The 14,344-nt window shown below is 55.9% G+C and carries 12 protein-coding genes; 7 read left to right on the forward strand and 5 right to left on the reverse strand.

Annotated elements, in window-relative coordinates; all coding sequences use genetic code 11:
- Window positions 1-26: 26 nt before the first annotated feature.
- Window positions 27-881, forward strand: a complete 855-nt coding sequence (gene rapZ, locus UR504_RS10100) for an RNase adapter RapZ (RefSeq protein WP_008501442.1) — start codon at window positions 27-29, stop codon at window positions 879-881.
- Entirely contained in the window at window positions 878-1,150 is a 273-nt protein-coding gene (npr, locus tag UR504_RS10105) for a PTS phosphocarrier protein NPr (RefSeq protein ID WP_003861872.1), read from the forward strand. The genes rapZ and npr overlap by 4 nt, the downstream gene beginning before the upstream one ends.
- Before the next feature lie 39 nt (window positions 1,151-1,189).
- On the opposite strand, the gene mtgA is transcribed toward npr, so the two are convergent.
- The 5 genes from mtgA to lptF form a co-directional block, all read right to left on the reverse strand.
- Window positions 1,190-1,915: a monofunctional biosynthetic peptidoglycan transglycosylase gene (gene mtgA / locus UR504_RS10110; protein WP_302236914.1), complete on the reverse strand. Its 726-nt coding sequence runs from the start codon at window positions 1,913-1,915 to the stop codon at window positions 1,190-1,192.
- Window positions 1,912-2,565 (reverse strand): isoprenoid biosynthesis glyoxalase ElbB, encoded by a 654-nt coding sequence (gene elbB, locus UR504_RS10115; protein WP_136195211.1) that lies wholly within the window; start codon window positions 2,563-2,565, stop codon window positions 1,912-1,914. The genes mtgA and elbB overlap by 4 nt, the downstream gene beginning before the upstream one ends.
- A 233-nt stretch (window positions 2,566-2,798) precedes the next feature.
- The gene (gene arcB, locus UR504_RS10120) at window positions 2,799-5,132 is read right to left on the reverse strand and encodes an aerobic respiration two-component sensor histidine kinase ArcB (protein ID WP_302236917.1); all 2,334 of its coding nucleotides are present in this window, start codon (window positions 5,130-5,132) and stop codon (window positions 2,799-2,801) included.
- 135 nt (window positions 5,133-5,267) lie between these two features.
- A complete protein-coding gene (lptG, locus tag UR504_RS10125; RefSeq protein ID WP_115876359.1) occupies window positions 5,268-6,350 on the reverse strand; it encodes an LPS export ABC transporter permease LptG in 1,083 nt (360 codons plus the stop codon).
- On the reverse strand, window positions 6,350-7,450 hold the full coding sequence (gene lptF, locus UR504_RS10130; RefSeq protein WP_047650945.1) for an LPS export ABC transporter permease LptF: 1,101 nt from the start codon (window positions 7,448-7,450) through the stop codon (window positions 6,350-6,352). The genes lptG and lptF overlap by 1 nt, the downstream gene beginning before the upstream one ends.
- A gap of 266 nt (window positions 7,451-7,716) precedes the next feature.
- On the opposite strand from lptF, the gene pepA reads away from it, so the two are divergent.
- The 5 genes from pepA (at window position 7,717) to ahr (ending at window position 14,343) form a co-directional block, all read left to right on the forward strand.
- Complete coding sequence (pepA, locus tag UR504_RS10135) at window positions 7,717-9,228, forward strand: leucyl aminopeptidase (RefSeq protein WP_023309366.1); 1,512 nt, start codon at window positions 7,717-7,719, stop codon at window positions 9,226-9,228.
- Window positions 9,229-9,314: 86 nt separating this feature from the next.
- Window positions 9,315-9,758, forward strand: coding sequence for a DNA polymerase III subunit chi (gene holC / locus UR504_RS10140; RefSeq protein ID WP_008502815.1), 444 nt, complete (start codon window positions 9,315-9,317; stop codon window positions 9,756-9,758).
- Window positions 9,758-12,613 (forward strand): valine--tRNA ligase, encoded by a 2,856-nt coding sequence (locus tag UR504_RS10145; protein WP_047173358.1) that lies wholly within the window; start codon window positions 9,758-9,760, stop codon window positions 12,611-12,613. The genes holC and UR504_RS10145 overlap by 1 nt, the downstream gene beginning before the upstream one ends.
- A gap of 123 nt (window positions 12,614-12,736) precedes the next feature.
- On the forward strand, window positions 12,737-13,240 hold the full coding sequence (locus UR504_RS10150) for a GNAT family N-acetyltransferase (RefSeq protein ID WP_045403561.1): 504 nt from the start codon (window positions 12,737-12,739) through the stop codon (window positions 13,238-13,240).
- Window positions 13,241-13,323: 83 nt separating this feature from the next.
- A complete protein-coding gene (ahr, locus tag UR504_RS10155; protein WP_302236928.1) occupies window positions 13,324-14,343 on the forward strand; it encodes an NADPH-dependent aldehyde reductase Ahr in 1,020 nt (339 codons plus the stop codon).
- Window position 14,344: the final 1 nt, after the last annotated feature.

Here is a 14,344-nt window from a genome sequence, read left to right on the forward strand (position 1 = left end):
TCTGTTGTCCTGAGGAGAAACGGAACATGGTGCTGATGATTGTCAGTGGCCGTTCAGGGTCGGGGAAATCCGTTGCTCTGCGGGCGCTGGAAGACATGGGTTTTTACTGCGTTGATAACCTGCCGGTCGTGTTGTTGCCCGATCTGGCGCGCACGCTTGCGGAGAGACAAACCTCTGCAGCCGTCAGTATCGACGTCCGTAACATGCCTGAATCGCCAGAGATCTTCGAACAGGCAATGAGCAACCTGCCTGACACGTTCTCGCCTCAGCTGCTGTTCCTTGATGCAGACCGCAATACGCTAATCCGTCGCTACAGCGATACCCGTCGCTTGCACCCGCTTTCCAGTAAGAACCTCTCTCTGGAGAGTGCTATCGATGAAGAGAGCGACCTGCTGGAGCCGCTGCGTTCTCGTGCCGACCTGATTGTCGACACCTCTGAGATGTCCGTTCACGAGCTGGCAGAAATGCTGCGCACCCGGTTATTGGGTAAACGCGAGCGTGAACTGACGATGGTGTTCGAATCCTTTGGCTTCAAGCACGGTATCCCGATTGATGCGGATTATGTTTTCGACGTGCGCTTCCTGCCGAACCCGCACTGGGATCCGAAGCTGCGTCCCATGACCGGCCTGGACAAACCCGTCGCGGCCTTCCTCGACAGGCACACAGAAGTACACAATTTTATCTACCAGACGCGAAGCTACCTTGAGCTATGGTTACCTATGCTGGAGACAAACAATCGTAGCTACCTGACGGTAGCGATTGGCTGTACCGGTGGTAAACATCGTTCGGTTTATATCGCCGAACAGCTGGCCGACTATTTCCGCTCGCGCGGTAAGAACGTTCAGTCCCGTCATCGCACGCTGGAAAAACGTAAAACATGACCGTAAAACAGACCGTTGAGATCACCAATAAGCTGGGCATGCATGCACGCCCGGCGATGAAGCTGTTTGAGCTGATGCAGGGTTTCGATGCAGAGGTTCTGCTGCGAAATGACGAAGGCACCGAAGCGGAAGCGAACAGCGTGATCGCGCTGCTGATGCTGGATTCCGCTAAAGGGCGCCAGATTGAAGTCGAAGCCACCGGACCTCAGGAAGAGGAAGCGTTGGCGGCGGTGATTGCGCTGTTTAATGCAGGGTTTGACGAAGATTAAGGTCTGCTATTCAGGCGGGTAGCGCTGCGCTTACCCGCCCTACATTAATTTATTACTCTCCATAAACCCTTCCCCTCCCAACTGACGCATCTGGCGCATGATCCACGCCTGACGGCTACGCACGTACCCTGACGGGGCACTGGCTTTAAAACGGATGGGATTAGGCAGAACAGCTGCAAGCAGCGCCGCCTCCGACATGCTCAGCTTGCTGGCGGGTTTATTAAAATAGCGTTGAGATGCAGCTTCAACACCAAATACCCCGTCACCAAACTCGGCAACGTTGAGATACACGGTCAGAATGCGTTTTTTGCTCCAGACCGTTTCCATCCCCAGGGTCAACCCCGCTTCCAGCCCCTTTCGCACCCAGCTGCGGCCGTCCCACAGAAACAGATTTTTGGCCGTCTGCTGCGACAAGGTTGACGCACCGCGCACGCGGTTTTCATGGCTTTCATTATGGGCCAGCGCCTTCTCAATGGCCGCAACGTCGAATCCCCAGTGCTCCGGGAATTTCTGATCCTCCGCTGCGATGACCGCGAGCCCCATGAGCGGTGAGATCTCGTCCATGCTCACCCAGTCAGAATGGGCAACATAGCCGAAATCACCGCTGAGCCACGCGCCGAGCTGACGCTCAACCATCACGGCAGAGAACGGGACCGGCATAATGCTGAACAGGGCGAGTCCACCGCCCCAAAACACCGCCAGCACCAGAACGATGCGCAACAGGATACGTTTTACCCACGCGCCAGCACCAGATTGACGACTCATTCAGCCAGCACCAGCACTCGGGCGACCAGCTTTTCGATCCCCATAGCCGCTTCTGCAATATTCTGCGCCAGCATATACGCAGGCGTGGTGACTATTTTGTTATCTTCATCAACCACAATGTCATCCACCGGGCAAGGAACGTGCTCTCCCCCCATTTCCTCGACGATTTCCGCGGTATCAATATCCGTCCCGATGGTCAGGCGCAGCGGGAAATCAAAAATCCTGGGCAACATCGCCGGTGCGATACAGATAAAGCCCAGCGGTTTCCCTGCCGCATGCATGGCCTGCGACAGCGCTTTGAGATGAGGATCGATCTGACACTCCGCGCCCTGCTCGGCAAAGGTACTGAGATTTTTGGCCGCGCCAAATCCTCCCGGCACAATGAGCGCATCAAGCTCTGCGGCGTCTGCCTGAATAAGAGGATGGATATCACCTCGCGCAATACGTGCGGCTTCAATCAGCACGTTACGGGTTTCCGCCATTGGTTCACCGGTCAGATGGTTAATCACATCCGACTGATTTTTGTCTGGCGCAAAACAAATAACCTCCGCTCCCTGCTTAGCCAGGGCCAGCAGCGTGATTACGGCTTCATGTATCTCAGAACCATCGTAAACACCGCATCCGCTCAGCACGACACCAATCTTTTTCATCATGACAATCCTTTTCTGCAACTTGCTGAAGCACATTAATAATTTTGATTAAAACGCTATGCTTCACACATTTCACTGATTCATGTAACAAATCATTTAAGATTTGCTATCTTATCTGCGTGCGGCCTAAATTTTTCAGGCAGCGCCCTTTCGAAAATAACTTTAAAAAAACAGGCGCAGCCACGATTTCCCTGGTGTTGGCGCAGTATTCGCGCACCCCGGTTAAGCCGGGGTCATTTTTTTCTGGCGTCGACCCAGGCTTTAAGCACCGCAACATCGTTTTGCCACTCTTGTTTCATCTCTTCAACCCAATCACCCACGTTATCTTCCCATGCAGGTAAATCAGGCGACTGAATCTGTTGACCCAGCTGCTGAAGATGGCGCAAACCGACCGAGCCGGCGGCACCTTTGATTTTATGTCCTTCTTCGACGATGCCTTTCTGGTCCCGGGCCGTCAGGTTTGATTCCAGAACGCTCAGATAGCCCGGCATCATTTTTTCGAAGACCGCCAGACCATCGGTAATAAGTTTCGGGCCTACCAGATCGATATACTGCTCCAGCATCGCGGTATCGAGTATCGTTTGGGCTTTTGCGCTATCAACAGACGTCATGGTGCTCTCCTCTTCATCACGGGTATCCCAGAACTTCTTAATCATGGCGGTCAGAGCAGGCACCGCCAGCGGCTTGCTGAGTACATCGTCCATACCGGCATCGAGATACTCTTTTTTATCTTTTAGCACGTTCGCCGTCAGCGCCACCAGCGGCGGCAGTTCGTCGGCCGCGTACTGACGCGTCAGCTCACGCGAGATATCCAGCCCGGTCATATCCGGCAGCTGGATATCAAGCAGCACAAGGTCGTATTCGCCCGGTTCAAACATCTCCAGTGCGGCCTTACCGGTCATCGCGACATCCACGCTGTTGCCCAGTTTTTCCAGCACCGAGCGAGCCACAATCACGTTCAGCTCAATATCCTCCACCAGCAGAACGTGCAGGGCAGGCAGCGGCATATCGTCATTTTCGAAGGTATCTTCTACCTCTTCCGCCACCGCCGGCGCATGGACCGTCAGCGTGAAGGTTGACCCTTTGCCCGGCTGGCTGGCAACGGTGATATCGCCGCCCATGCTCTTCGCCAGACGTTTAGAGACCGCCAGGCCAATGCCTGTTCCGGTCGCCGGTTTTCCGCCGTTGCTGTCCTTCACCTGGTAGTACATGGCATAGATTTTGTCCTGCTCCTCCTGCGGAATACCAATCCCGGAATCCTCCACCTCGAAGTGCAGCATATCTCCTTCGTCATAGCGTATGCGCACCGCCACCTGCCCCTTCTGGGTAAATTTCACCGCGTTGCTGATAAGGTTCCACAGGATCTGGCGCAGACGCGTGCCGTCAGTCACCACTTTATGCGGCAGCGGCAGGGTTGGCTCCATGACAAAACTCAGTCCCTTCTGCTGCGCCTGCAGGCCAGACAGGTTTTCGAGATCGGCAAGGAAGCTGGTGAAATCAACAGGCTGATTATCAAGCTGAATTTTACGGCGCTCCATCTTATCCATATCAATAATATCGTTGAAGATATTACCCAGCGTGACCGCTGAGACATGAATAGTCTTGAGGTATTTTTCCTGCTCTGCGGTCAGGTCGGTATCCAGCAGAATACGGCTCAGCCCGACAATGCCGTTAAGCGGCGTGCGCAGCTCGTGGCTGATGGTGGAGATAAAGGTGGTCTTGTCGCGACTGGCGCGCTCCAGGGCATCCTGATAGCGCTTACGCTCGGTGATATCGCGGCCAAAGCCCATCAGGCCGTGGCGTTTCCCCACGCGGTCATAGTAGGGCACCTTACGGATCTCAAAACAGGCTTTGCGTCCGTCCGGGTAATCCAGCCACTGTTCATAGGTTAGCGAGACGTTATGACGGAAGACTTTTTCGTCGGTCTCCATGACCTTGGCCGCCGCCTCTTCAGAGTAAACGTCCTGCGGCTTCAGGTGAATCAGCTGCTTCTCGCTTTTCCCGGTGAGTAACTCCATCGCCCGGTTACAGCCGGAAAACTCTTTATCTTCATTGCGGTAAAACACCAGGTCCGGCGACGCATCGAGGAACGACCGCAGGAAAGAGGATTGCTGCTCAAGCTGGATCTGCGTGACCTCGCGCTCTTTCATTTCGATTTTCAGCTGCTCCAGCGTGGCCTGACGTTCGGCTTCCGCCTTCTCACGATCGGAGATCTCCTGATTCAGCTGCGCAATGTTGTCTTTGAGCTGGACGTTGAGCTTCAGGTCGCGCTCACGCATCTCTTCCAGTTTATCGACCAGCTTAGACAAACGCTGACGGGACTCTTCCAGCTGTTCAACCACTACGGAAAGGAAATAGACCGCCCAGGGGGTAATGAGCAAGCCAAAGAAGATGGAGCGGATGACGTCGATACTCTCGACCTGACCATGCAGAACCATAGTAACGGCCATTTGCACGACAATGGCCAGAACGACCAGCGCCAGCGCAAGCAGCATGGAGAAACGCACCAGCCCAAGCTTCATCATCAGGTCGACGTAATACTGGGCGAGCATTCGAATTTGCTTCATAGAGGATCCCTTCACGACGTTATCGCTCAATAATACTCAAATTCAGGGCGAGGCGTTGAAGGTTATGAGAAAAAGTGCGGGGTGAAACAGGTGATTAGCCTCGCTCCCGGGTAACCGGAAGCGAGGAGAGGTCATTCAGGAGCGTTTCAACATCAGCCAGAGGCTGATCAGGAGGAAGCTGGCGCTTGGCAGCAGCGCACCAATTATCGGCGGAATGCCATAAACCAGCGTCAGCGGACCGAAGATCTGATCGAGCACGTAGAACACAAAGCCGAAGCTGATGCCGGTCACGACGCGAACCCCCATCGGCACGCTGCGCAACGGACCGAAGATAAACGACAGCGCCATCAGCATCATTACCGCCACGGACATTGGCTGGAAGATTTTGCTCCACATGTTGAGCTGATAACGTCCCGCATCCTGCCCGCTCGACTTCAGATATTTCACATAGTTGTGCAGACCGCTGATGGAGAGCGCGTCAGGATCCAAGGCAACAACACCGAGCTTGTCAGGCGTCAGGTTGGTCTTCCACGTGCCGGTTACCGTCTGAGAACCCGTAATCTGTTTCGGATCGGTCAGGTCGGATTCATCAACCTGGGACAACCGCCACTGCTTATGTTCGGCGTCAAATTTCGCCGAAGAGGCGTGGCGAACGGACTGCAGACGGCGCTGGTCATCGAAAGCGTAGATGCTCACCCCGCCCAGTTCATCATTCCCCTTCACCCGTTCGATGTAGACGAAGTTTTTACCGTCTTTAGCCCATAAACCTTGCTGAGTCGAGAGCAGTGAACCACCGTACATGGCCTGAGCACGGTAGTTACGCGCCATCTGTTCACCCTGAGGCGCAACCCATTCGCCAATCGCCATGGTCAACAGCACCAGTGGGATTGCGGTTTTCATCACCGACAGCGCAACCTGCATACGGGTAAAACCCGAGGCCTGCATAACGACCAGCTCGCTGCGCTGCGCCAGCATTCCCAGCCCCAGCAGCGCCCCCAGCAGGGCCGCCATCGGGAAGAAGATCTGTACATCTTTCGGCACGCTGAGCAGGGTATACATCCCCGCGCCCAGCGCGTCATAGCTCCCCTGCCCGGCTTTTTTCAGCTGATCGACAAATTTGATAATGCCGGAGAGCGACACCAGCATGAACAACGTCATCATGATGGTGGTAAAAATGGTTTTACCGATATAGCGATCAAGAACGCCAAACGCCTGCATTAGATGGCTCCTTTACGCGAGAATCGGGCACGTATACGGCGCACAGGCACCGTATCCCACAGGTTTAACCCCAGCGCCAGTAAGATGTACAGGCTGTTGACGAACCATGTCCAGACCATAGGGTCCAGCTTACCCTTCGCGCCGTTGGAACGAATCGAGGTTTGCAGCAGGAAATAGATCAGGTAAAGCAGCATCGCCGGCAGCATAGAGAGCACGCGTCCCTGACGCGGGTTCACCACGCTCAGCGGAACGACAATCAGCGCCATCATAAACACGGTGAAGACGAGCGTGATACGCCAGTGGAACTCAGCGCGCGCCCGGTCAGTATCGGTATTCCAGAGGGTACGCATGTCCATTTGCTCGGTATCCGTTGGATCGAGCGCCACGGTCTGATGGCCGATAATGGCCTGATAGTTCTGGAAATCGGTAATACGGAAGTCGCGCAGCATCGCGGTGCCTTCAAAACGGGTACCCTTGTTCAGCGTCACGACCTGTGAACCATCTTTGCGCTGAGCAAGCTGACCGGAATCTGCAACCACCACTGAAGGACGCGCGTTTCCTTTGGGACGCAGCTGCGCAAGGAAGACGTCGTTGAATTTACTGCCGTCAACGCTCTCAATAAACAGCACGGAGTTTCCGTCGGTTGCCTGCTGGAACTGCCCCTGGGCTAACGCCGCCATGCCGGGGTTGGCTTTCGCTTCGGCCAGCACTTCGTCCTGATGGCGGGAAGACATGGGGCCCGCCCACATCACATTCACCGCCGCAACGATACCCGTGAACAGCGCCAGTATCATGGCGGCTTTCACCAGGACCGCTTTGCTCAGGCCGCAGGCGTGCATCACCGTGATTTCACTCTCGGTGTAGAGTTTCCCAAGCGTCATGAGCAGGCCAAGGAAAAGACTTAGCGGCAGGATAAGCTGCGCCATTTCCGGGATCCCTAAGCCAAGCAGGGAAAGTACCAGATTTGTTGGAATTTCGCCGTCAACGGCCGCACCGAGGATCTTAACCAGCTTCTGACAGAAAAAAATCAGCAGCAGGATGAAAAGGATCGCCAGTTGGCTTTTGAGCGTCTCCCGCACCAGATATCTTATGATTATCACTTTAAATACGCCCGTAAAAACCCGTCTCTTTGCTGGAAAATCGCTTGTTTCATGGCTTAAACGTCATTTATTCTCTTGAGTCGTCGAAATCATCGCTAAGATTAAAACATCCGGCGGATTCACGCTTCAGGATTGTTTCTGACGTGTCGAAACCGTAGTAACGTAAGATTAACACGAAGTCACCACAACAGCGGACATGAGTTACGAAAGGTTTCAATTCTATCCGTAGCTGCCGCCGTTGTCTTTAAGATTCAGGAGCGTAGTGCATGGAGTTCAGTGTAAAAAGCGGTAGCCCGGAGAAACAGCGGAGTGCCTGCATCGTTGTGGGCGTCTTTGAACCACGCCGACTCTCCCCGATCGCCGAGCAACTCGATAAAATCAGTGACGGCTATATTAGCGCCCTGCTGCGCCGTGGCGAACTGGAAGGCAAACCTGGGCAGACGCTGTTACTGCACCATGTTCCGAACGTACTGTCAGAGCGTATTCTGCTGATTGGCTGCGGCAAAGAACGCGAGCTGGATGAACGTCAGTATAAGCAGGTGATTCAGAAAACAATCAATACGCTGAATGATACTGGCTCAATGGAAGCCGTCTGCTTCCTGACCGAGCTGCACGTCAAAGGGCGTAACACCTACTGGAAAGTGCGTCAGGCGGTTGAAACGGCAAAAGAGAGCCTGTACAGCTTCGATCAGCTGAAAACCAATAAAAGCGAGCCGCGTCGTCCGCTGCGTAAAATGGTCTTTAACGTGCCAACCCGTCGTGAACTGACCAGCGGTGAACGCGCCATTCAACACGGTCTGGCCATTGCAGCCGGCATTAAAGCGGCTAAAGATCTCGGCAACATGCCGCCGAACATCTGTAACGCGGCTTACCTGGCTTCTCAGGCGCGTCAGCTGGCCGACGCCTACAGCAAAAACGTCATTACCCGCGTCATCGGCGAACAGCAGATGAAAGAGCTGGGGATGCACTCTTATCTGGCGGTCGGTAACGGCTCGCAAAACGAATCCCTGATGTCGGTCATTGAGTACAAAGGCAACCCGTCCGAAGACGCACGCCCGATTGTGCTCGTCGGTAAAGGCCTGACCTTCGACTCCGGCGGTATCTCCATCAAGCCTGCCGAAGGCATGGATGAGATGAAGTACGACATGTGCGGTGCGGCGGCGGTTTACGGCGTGATGCGGATGGTTGCGGAACTTCAGTTGCCTATCAACGTGATCGGCGTTCTGGCGGGCTGCGAAAATATGCCTGGCGGCCGCGCCTATCGTCCGGGGGACGTTCTGACCACCATGTCCGGCCAGACCGTTGAAGTGCTGAATACCGACGCCGAAGGCCGTCTGGTACTCTGTGACGTGTTGACCTACGTTGAGCGCTTCGAGCCGGAAGCGGTGATTGACGTCGCCACGCTCACCGGAGCCTGTGTGATTGCGCTGGGCCATCACATTACCGGCCTGATGTCGAACCACAATCCGCTGGCGCACGAGCTGATTGGTGCGTCAGAGCAGGCCGGGGACCGCGCATGGCGTCTGCCGCTGGGTGACGAATATCAGGATCAGCTTGAGTCTAACTTTGCGGACATGGCGAACATTGGCGGACGTCCTGGCGGGGCGATCACCGCGGGCTGCTTCCTGGCGCGCTTCACCCGCAAGTACAACTGGGCGCACCTGGATATCGCGGGCACCGCGTGGCGCTCCGGCAAGGCCAAAGGCGCAACCGGTCGCCCGGTAGCGCTGTTGTCGCAGTTCCTGCTCAATCGTGCGGGTTTTAACGGCGACGAGTAAGTCAAAACGGCAGTAAACCGTAGGCCGGGTAAGGCGAAGCCGCCGCCCGGCTTAAGCATTTAAAGTGAGCACAAGAAGCCCCATATATGAAGAATGCAACGTTCTACCTTCTGGACAACGACACCCATCAGGATGGCCTCAGCGCCGTCGAACAGCTGGTGTGTGAAATTGCCGCAGAACGTTGGCGCGCAGGCAAACGCGTGTTGATAGCCTGTGAAGATGAGCAGCAGGCGATTCGTCTCGATGAAGCGCTGTGGGCCCGCCCGCCGGAGAGTTTTGTTCCGCATAACCTGTCAGGCGAAGGTCCGCGCGGCGGGGCACCGGTTGAAATTGCCTGGCCGCAAAAGCGCAACAGCAGCGCGCGCGACATTCTGATTAGCCTGCGGATAGATTTTGCAGATTTTGCCACCGCTTTCACAGAAGTGGTAGACTTTGTCCCTTACGAAGAATCTTTGAAACAACTGGCGCGCGAACGCTACAAAGCGTACCGCCTGGCTGGTTTTAACCTGAATACGGCAACCTGGAAATAATGGAAAAGACATATAACCCACGCGATATCGAACAGCCGCTTTACGAGCACTGGGAACAGCAGGGCTATTTCAAGCCTAACGGCGACGAAAGCAAAGAGTCCTTCTGCATCATGATCCCGCCGCCGAACGTCACCGGCAGTTTGCATATGGGTCATGCTTTCCAGCAGACCATCATGGACACCATGATCCGTTACCAGCGCATGCAGGGCAAAAACACCCTGTGGCAGGCGGGGACTGACCACGCGGGTATCGCGACCCAGATGGTGGTTGAGCGTAAAATTGCCGCTGAAGAAGGAAAAACCCGCCACGACTACGGTCGCGACGCTTTTATCGACAAAATCTGGCAGTGGAAAGCGGAATCTGGCGGCACCATTACCCGTCAGATGCGTCGTCTCGGCAACTCCGTGGACTGGGAGCGCGAGCGCTTCACCATGGATGAAGGCCTGTCCAATGCCGTTAAAGAAGTCTTCGTTCGCCTGTATAAAGAAGACCTGATTTACCGCGGCAAACGCCTGGTAAACTGGGATCCGAAACTGCGCACCGCCATCTCTGACCTGGAAGTGGAAAACCGCGAGTCTAAAGGCTCCATGTGGCACATCCGCTATCCGCTGGCCGACGGTGCAAAAACCGCCGACGGCAAAGATTACCTGGTGGTCGCGACCACCCGTCCGGAAACCCTGCTGGGCGATACCGGCGTGGCCGTTAACCCGGAAGATCCGCGTTATAAAGATTTGATCGGCAAATTCGTGGTGCTGCCGCTGGTAAACCGCCGTATTCCGATTGTGGGCGACGAACACGCCGACATGGAAAAAGGCACCGGCTGCGTGAAAATTACCCCGGCGCACGACTTCAATGACTATGAAGTGGGTCGTCGTCACGCCCTGCCGATGATCAACATTCTGACCTTCGACGGCGATATCCGCGAAAGCGCAGAAGTGTACGACACCAAAGGCAACGAATCCGACGTTTATTCCAGCGACATCCCGGCGGAGTTCCAGAAGCTGGAACGTTTTGCCGCGCGTAAAGCGATCGTGGCTGCCGTTGACGCACTGGGCCTGCTGGAAGAGATCAAGCCTCACGACCTGACCGTGCCGTACGGCGACCGTGGTGGCGTGGTAATCGAGCCAATGCTGACCGACCAGTGGTACGTGCGTGCCGACGTGCTGGCGAAACCGGCTGTTGAAGCGGTTGAGAACGGCAGCATTCAGTTCGTGCCGAAGCAGTATGAAAACATGTACTTCTCCTGGATGCGCGATATTCAGGACTGGTGTATCTCTCGTCAGCTGTGGTGGGGTCACCGTATCCCGGCATGGTACGACAATGAAGGCAACGTCTACGTTGGCCGTAGCGAAGACGAAGTGCGTCAGGAAAACAATCTGAGCGCAGACGTTGCGCTGCGTCAGGACGAAGACGTGCTGGACACCTGGTTCTCCTCCGCGCTGTGGACTTTCTCCACCCTTGGCTGGCCAGAAAACACCGACGCGCTGCGTCAGTTCCATCCAACCAGCGTGATGGTGTCCGGTTTCGACATCATCTTCTTCTGGATTGCCCGCATGATCATGATGACCATGCACTTCATCAAAGACGAAGACGGCAAGCCGCAGGTTCCGTTCCATACCGTCTATATGACCGGTCTGATCCGCGACGACGAAGGCCAGAAGATGTCCAAGTCCAAGGGGAACGTTATTGACCCGCTGGACATGGTTGACGGTATCTCTCTGGAAGAGCTGCTGGAAAAACGTACCGGCAACATGATGCAGCCGCAGCTGGCGGAGAAAATCCGCAAGCGCACCGAGAAGCAGTTCCCGAACGGGATTGAGGCTCACGGTACCGACGCCCTGCGCTTCACCCTGGCGGCACTGGCCTCTACCGGCCGTGACATCAACTGGGACATGAAGCGTCTGGAAGGTTACCGTAACTTCTGTAACAAGCTGTGGAACGCCAGCCGCTTCGTGCTGATGAACACCGAAGATCAGGATTGTGGCTTCAACGGCGGCGAAATGACGCTGTCTCTGGCAGACCGCTGGATCCTGGCGGAATTCAACCAGACGGTGAAAGCGTTCCGTGAGGCGCTGGACAGCTACCGCTTCGACATCGCGGCGGGCATCCTGTATGAATTCACCTGGAACCAGTTCTGCGACTGGTATCTGGAGCTGGCGAAGCCGGTCATGAACGGCGGCACTGAAGCGGAACTGCGCGGCACGCGCAACACGCTGATTACCGTTCTGGAAGGCCTGCTGCGCCTGGCGCACCCGGTTATTCCATTCATCACCGAGACCATCTGGCAGCGCGTGAAGGTGATTGCTGGCATCAACGCAGATACCATCATGCTGCAGCCGTTCCCGGAATTCGATGCGGCGAAAGTGGATGAAGCGGCATCAGCGGATACCGAGTGGCTGAAGCAGGCGATCGTTGCAGTACGTAACATCCGCGCTGAAATGAACATTGCCCCTGGCAAACCGCTGGAGCTGCTGCTTCGTGGCTGCAGCGAAGCTGCCGTTCGTCGCGTCACAGAGAACAACACCTTCCTGAAAACCATGGCGCGTCTGGAAAGCATCACCGTGCTGCCTGCGGATGACAAAGGTCCGGTTTCCGTGACCAAAATCATCGACGGCGCCGAGCTGCTGATCCCGATGGCGGGTCTGATCGACAAAGACGCCGAGCTGGCTCGTCTGGCGAAAGAAGTGGCGAAAGTCGACGTGGAAATTGGCAAAATCGAAAGCAAGCTGGCGAACGAAGGCTTTGTCGCCCGCGCGCCGGAAGCGGTCATCGCGAAAGAGCGTGAGCGTCTGGTTGCCTTCGCCGATGCGAAGACCAAGCTGATTGAGCAGCAGGCGGTTATCGCTGCCCTGTAATGCTTTTACCCCTTACGCTTCAGAGCGTAAGGGGTATCCTTCCTGAAAACTCCTCGCTTGCACTCCCCTTTCTGCGGTGCTATTAACAGCAGTTATGTGTCAATTTTTGTAATGAGTAATGCTATGAGCGTGATTACCCCCGTCGCGACGACGATGCGCCGGATCGCTGAGCAGGATAACCCGGCTATCGCCGCCGTTATCCGCACCGTTTCTGCCGAATATGGCCTGACGGCCGACAAAGGCTACACGGTTGCCGACCCGAACCTGGACGCGCTTTACCAGCTCTACAGCCAGCCAGGGCACGCCTACTGGGTAATCGAGCAGAACGGCCAGGTTGTCGGAGGCGGCGGCGTGGCGCCCCTCAGCTGCAGCGAGCCGGATATCTGCGAGCTGCAGAAAATGTATTTTCTGCCAACGGCGCGCGGGCAAGGACTGGCGAAAAAGCTGGCGCTGATTGCTCTGGACCACGCGCGCAAGCAGGGTTTTACCCGCTGCTACCTTGAAACAACCGCTTTCCTCAAAGAGGCCATCGGCCTGTATGAACATCTGGGCTTTGAGCATATCGATGCACCGCTGGGCTGTACCGGTCACGTTGACTGCGAAGTCAGGATGCTGAAAAGTCTGTAACTTTCGTTCCTGCCCTCTTCTGTTAAGCGGCTGTAAACTGAATGCTCTACACTCTCAGTTCACACCACAACGGGGGAAACACAATGTCGAAGATAAAAAGCTACGCCGCACCGCAGGCGGGTGCAGAACTTGAGCTGTACGAGTACGATGCGGGCGAACTAAAAGCAGAAGACGTCGAAGTACAGGTTGATTACTGCGGGATCTGCCACTCGGATCTCTCGATGATCGACAACGAATGGGGCTTCTCCAGCTATCCGCTGGTTGCCGGACACGAAGTCATTGGCCGCGTCGTGGCGCTCGGTAGCGCCGCGCAGGACAAAGGGCTGAAAGTGGGCCAGCGCGTGGGCATTGGCTGGACGGCACGCAGCTGTGGTCACTGCGACGCCTGTATCAACGGAAATCAGATCAACTGCCTCGAAGGCGCCGTTCCTACCATCCTGAACAAAGGCGGTTTTGCCGATAAGCTGCGCGCCGACTGGCAATGGGTGATCCCGCTGCCGGAGAGCATTGATATCGAATCCGCCGGTCCGCTGCTGTGCGGCGGTATCACCGTCTTCAAGCCCCTGCTGATGCACCATATCACCGCCACCAGCCGCGTGGGCGTCATCGGTATTGGCGGACTGGGGCATATCGCCATCAAGCTGCTGCATGCGATGGGCTGCGAAGTCACGGCGTTCAGCTCGAACCCGGCGAAAGAGAAAGAAGTGCTGGCGATGGGGGCGGATAAAGTGGTGAATAGCCGCGATCCGCAGGCGCTGAACGCGCTGGCGGGCCAGTTTGATCTGATCATCAACACCGTTAACGTGGATCTCGACTGGCAGCCGTACTTTGAAGCGCTGGCCTACGGCGGTAACTTCCACACCGTGGGTGCGGTGATGAAGCCGCTGCCGGTTCCGGCGTTTACCCTGATCGGTGGGGATCGCAGCATATCCGGTTCTGCTACCGGTACGCCGTACGAGCTGCGAAAACTGATGAAATTCGCCGGACGCACCAAAGTGGCACCGACCACCGAACTGTATCTAATGTCGAAAATCAACGAAGCGATCCAGCACGTGCGCGACGGTAAAGCCCGCTACCGCGTGGTGCTGAAAGCGGATTTCTGAT

Source organism: Enterobacter sp. 241F3 (genome assembly GCF_034106785.1).
Taxonomy (GTDB): Bacteria; Pseudomonadota; Gammaproteobacteria; order Enterobacterales; family Enterobacteriaceae; genus Enterobacter; species Enterobacter vonholyi.

Bases quoted from the DNA above. Each gene is read 5' to 3' on its own strand.
- rapZ (WP_008501442.1), top strand. From the start codon at position 27: ATGGTGCTGATGATTGTCAGTGGCCGTTCAGGGTCGGGGAAATCCGTT.
- mtgA (WP_302236914.1), bottom strand. From the start codon at position 1,915: ATGAGTCGTCAATCTGGTGCTGGCGCGTGGGTAAAACGTATCCTGTTG.
- npr (WP_003861872.1), top strand. From the start codon at position 878: ATGACCGTAAAACAGACCGTTGAGATCACCAATAAGCTGGGCATGCAT.
- pepA (WP_023309366.1), top strand. From the start codon at position 7,717: ATGGAGTTCAGTGTAAAAAGCGGTAGCCCGGAGAAACAGCGGAGTGCC.
- UR504_RS10150 (WP_045403561.1), top strand. From the start codon at position 12,737: ATGAGCGTGATTACCCCCGTCGCGACGACGATGCGCCGGATCGCTGAG.
- holC (WP_008502815.1), top strand. From the start codon at position 9,315: ATGAAGAATGCAACGTTCTACCTTCTGGACAACGACACCCATCAGGAT.
- lptG (WP_115876359.1), bottom strand. From the start codon at position 6,350: ATGCAGGCGTTTGGCGTTCTTGATCGCTATATCGGTAAAACCATTTTT.
- arcB (WP_302236917.1), bottom strand. From the start codon at position 5,132: ATGAAGCAAATTCGAATGCTCGCCCAGTATTACGTCGACCTGATGATG.
- elbB (WP_136195211.1), bottom strand. From the start codon at position 2,565: ATGAAAAAGATTGGTGTCGTGCTGAGCGGATGCGGTGTTTACGATGGT.
- UR504_RS10145 (WP_047173358.1), top strand. From the start codon at position 9,758: ATGGAAAAGACATATAACCCACGCGATATCGAACAGCCGCTTTACGAG.
- ahr (WP_302236928.1), top strand. From the start codon at position 13,324: ATGTCGAAGATAAAAAGCTACGCCGCACCGCAGGCGGGTGCAGAACTT.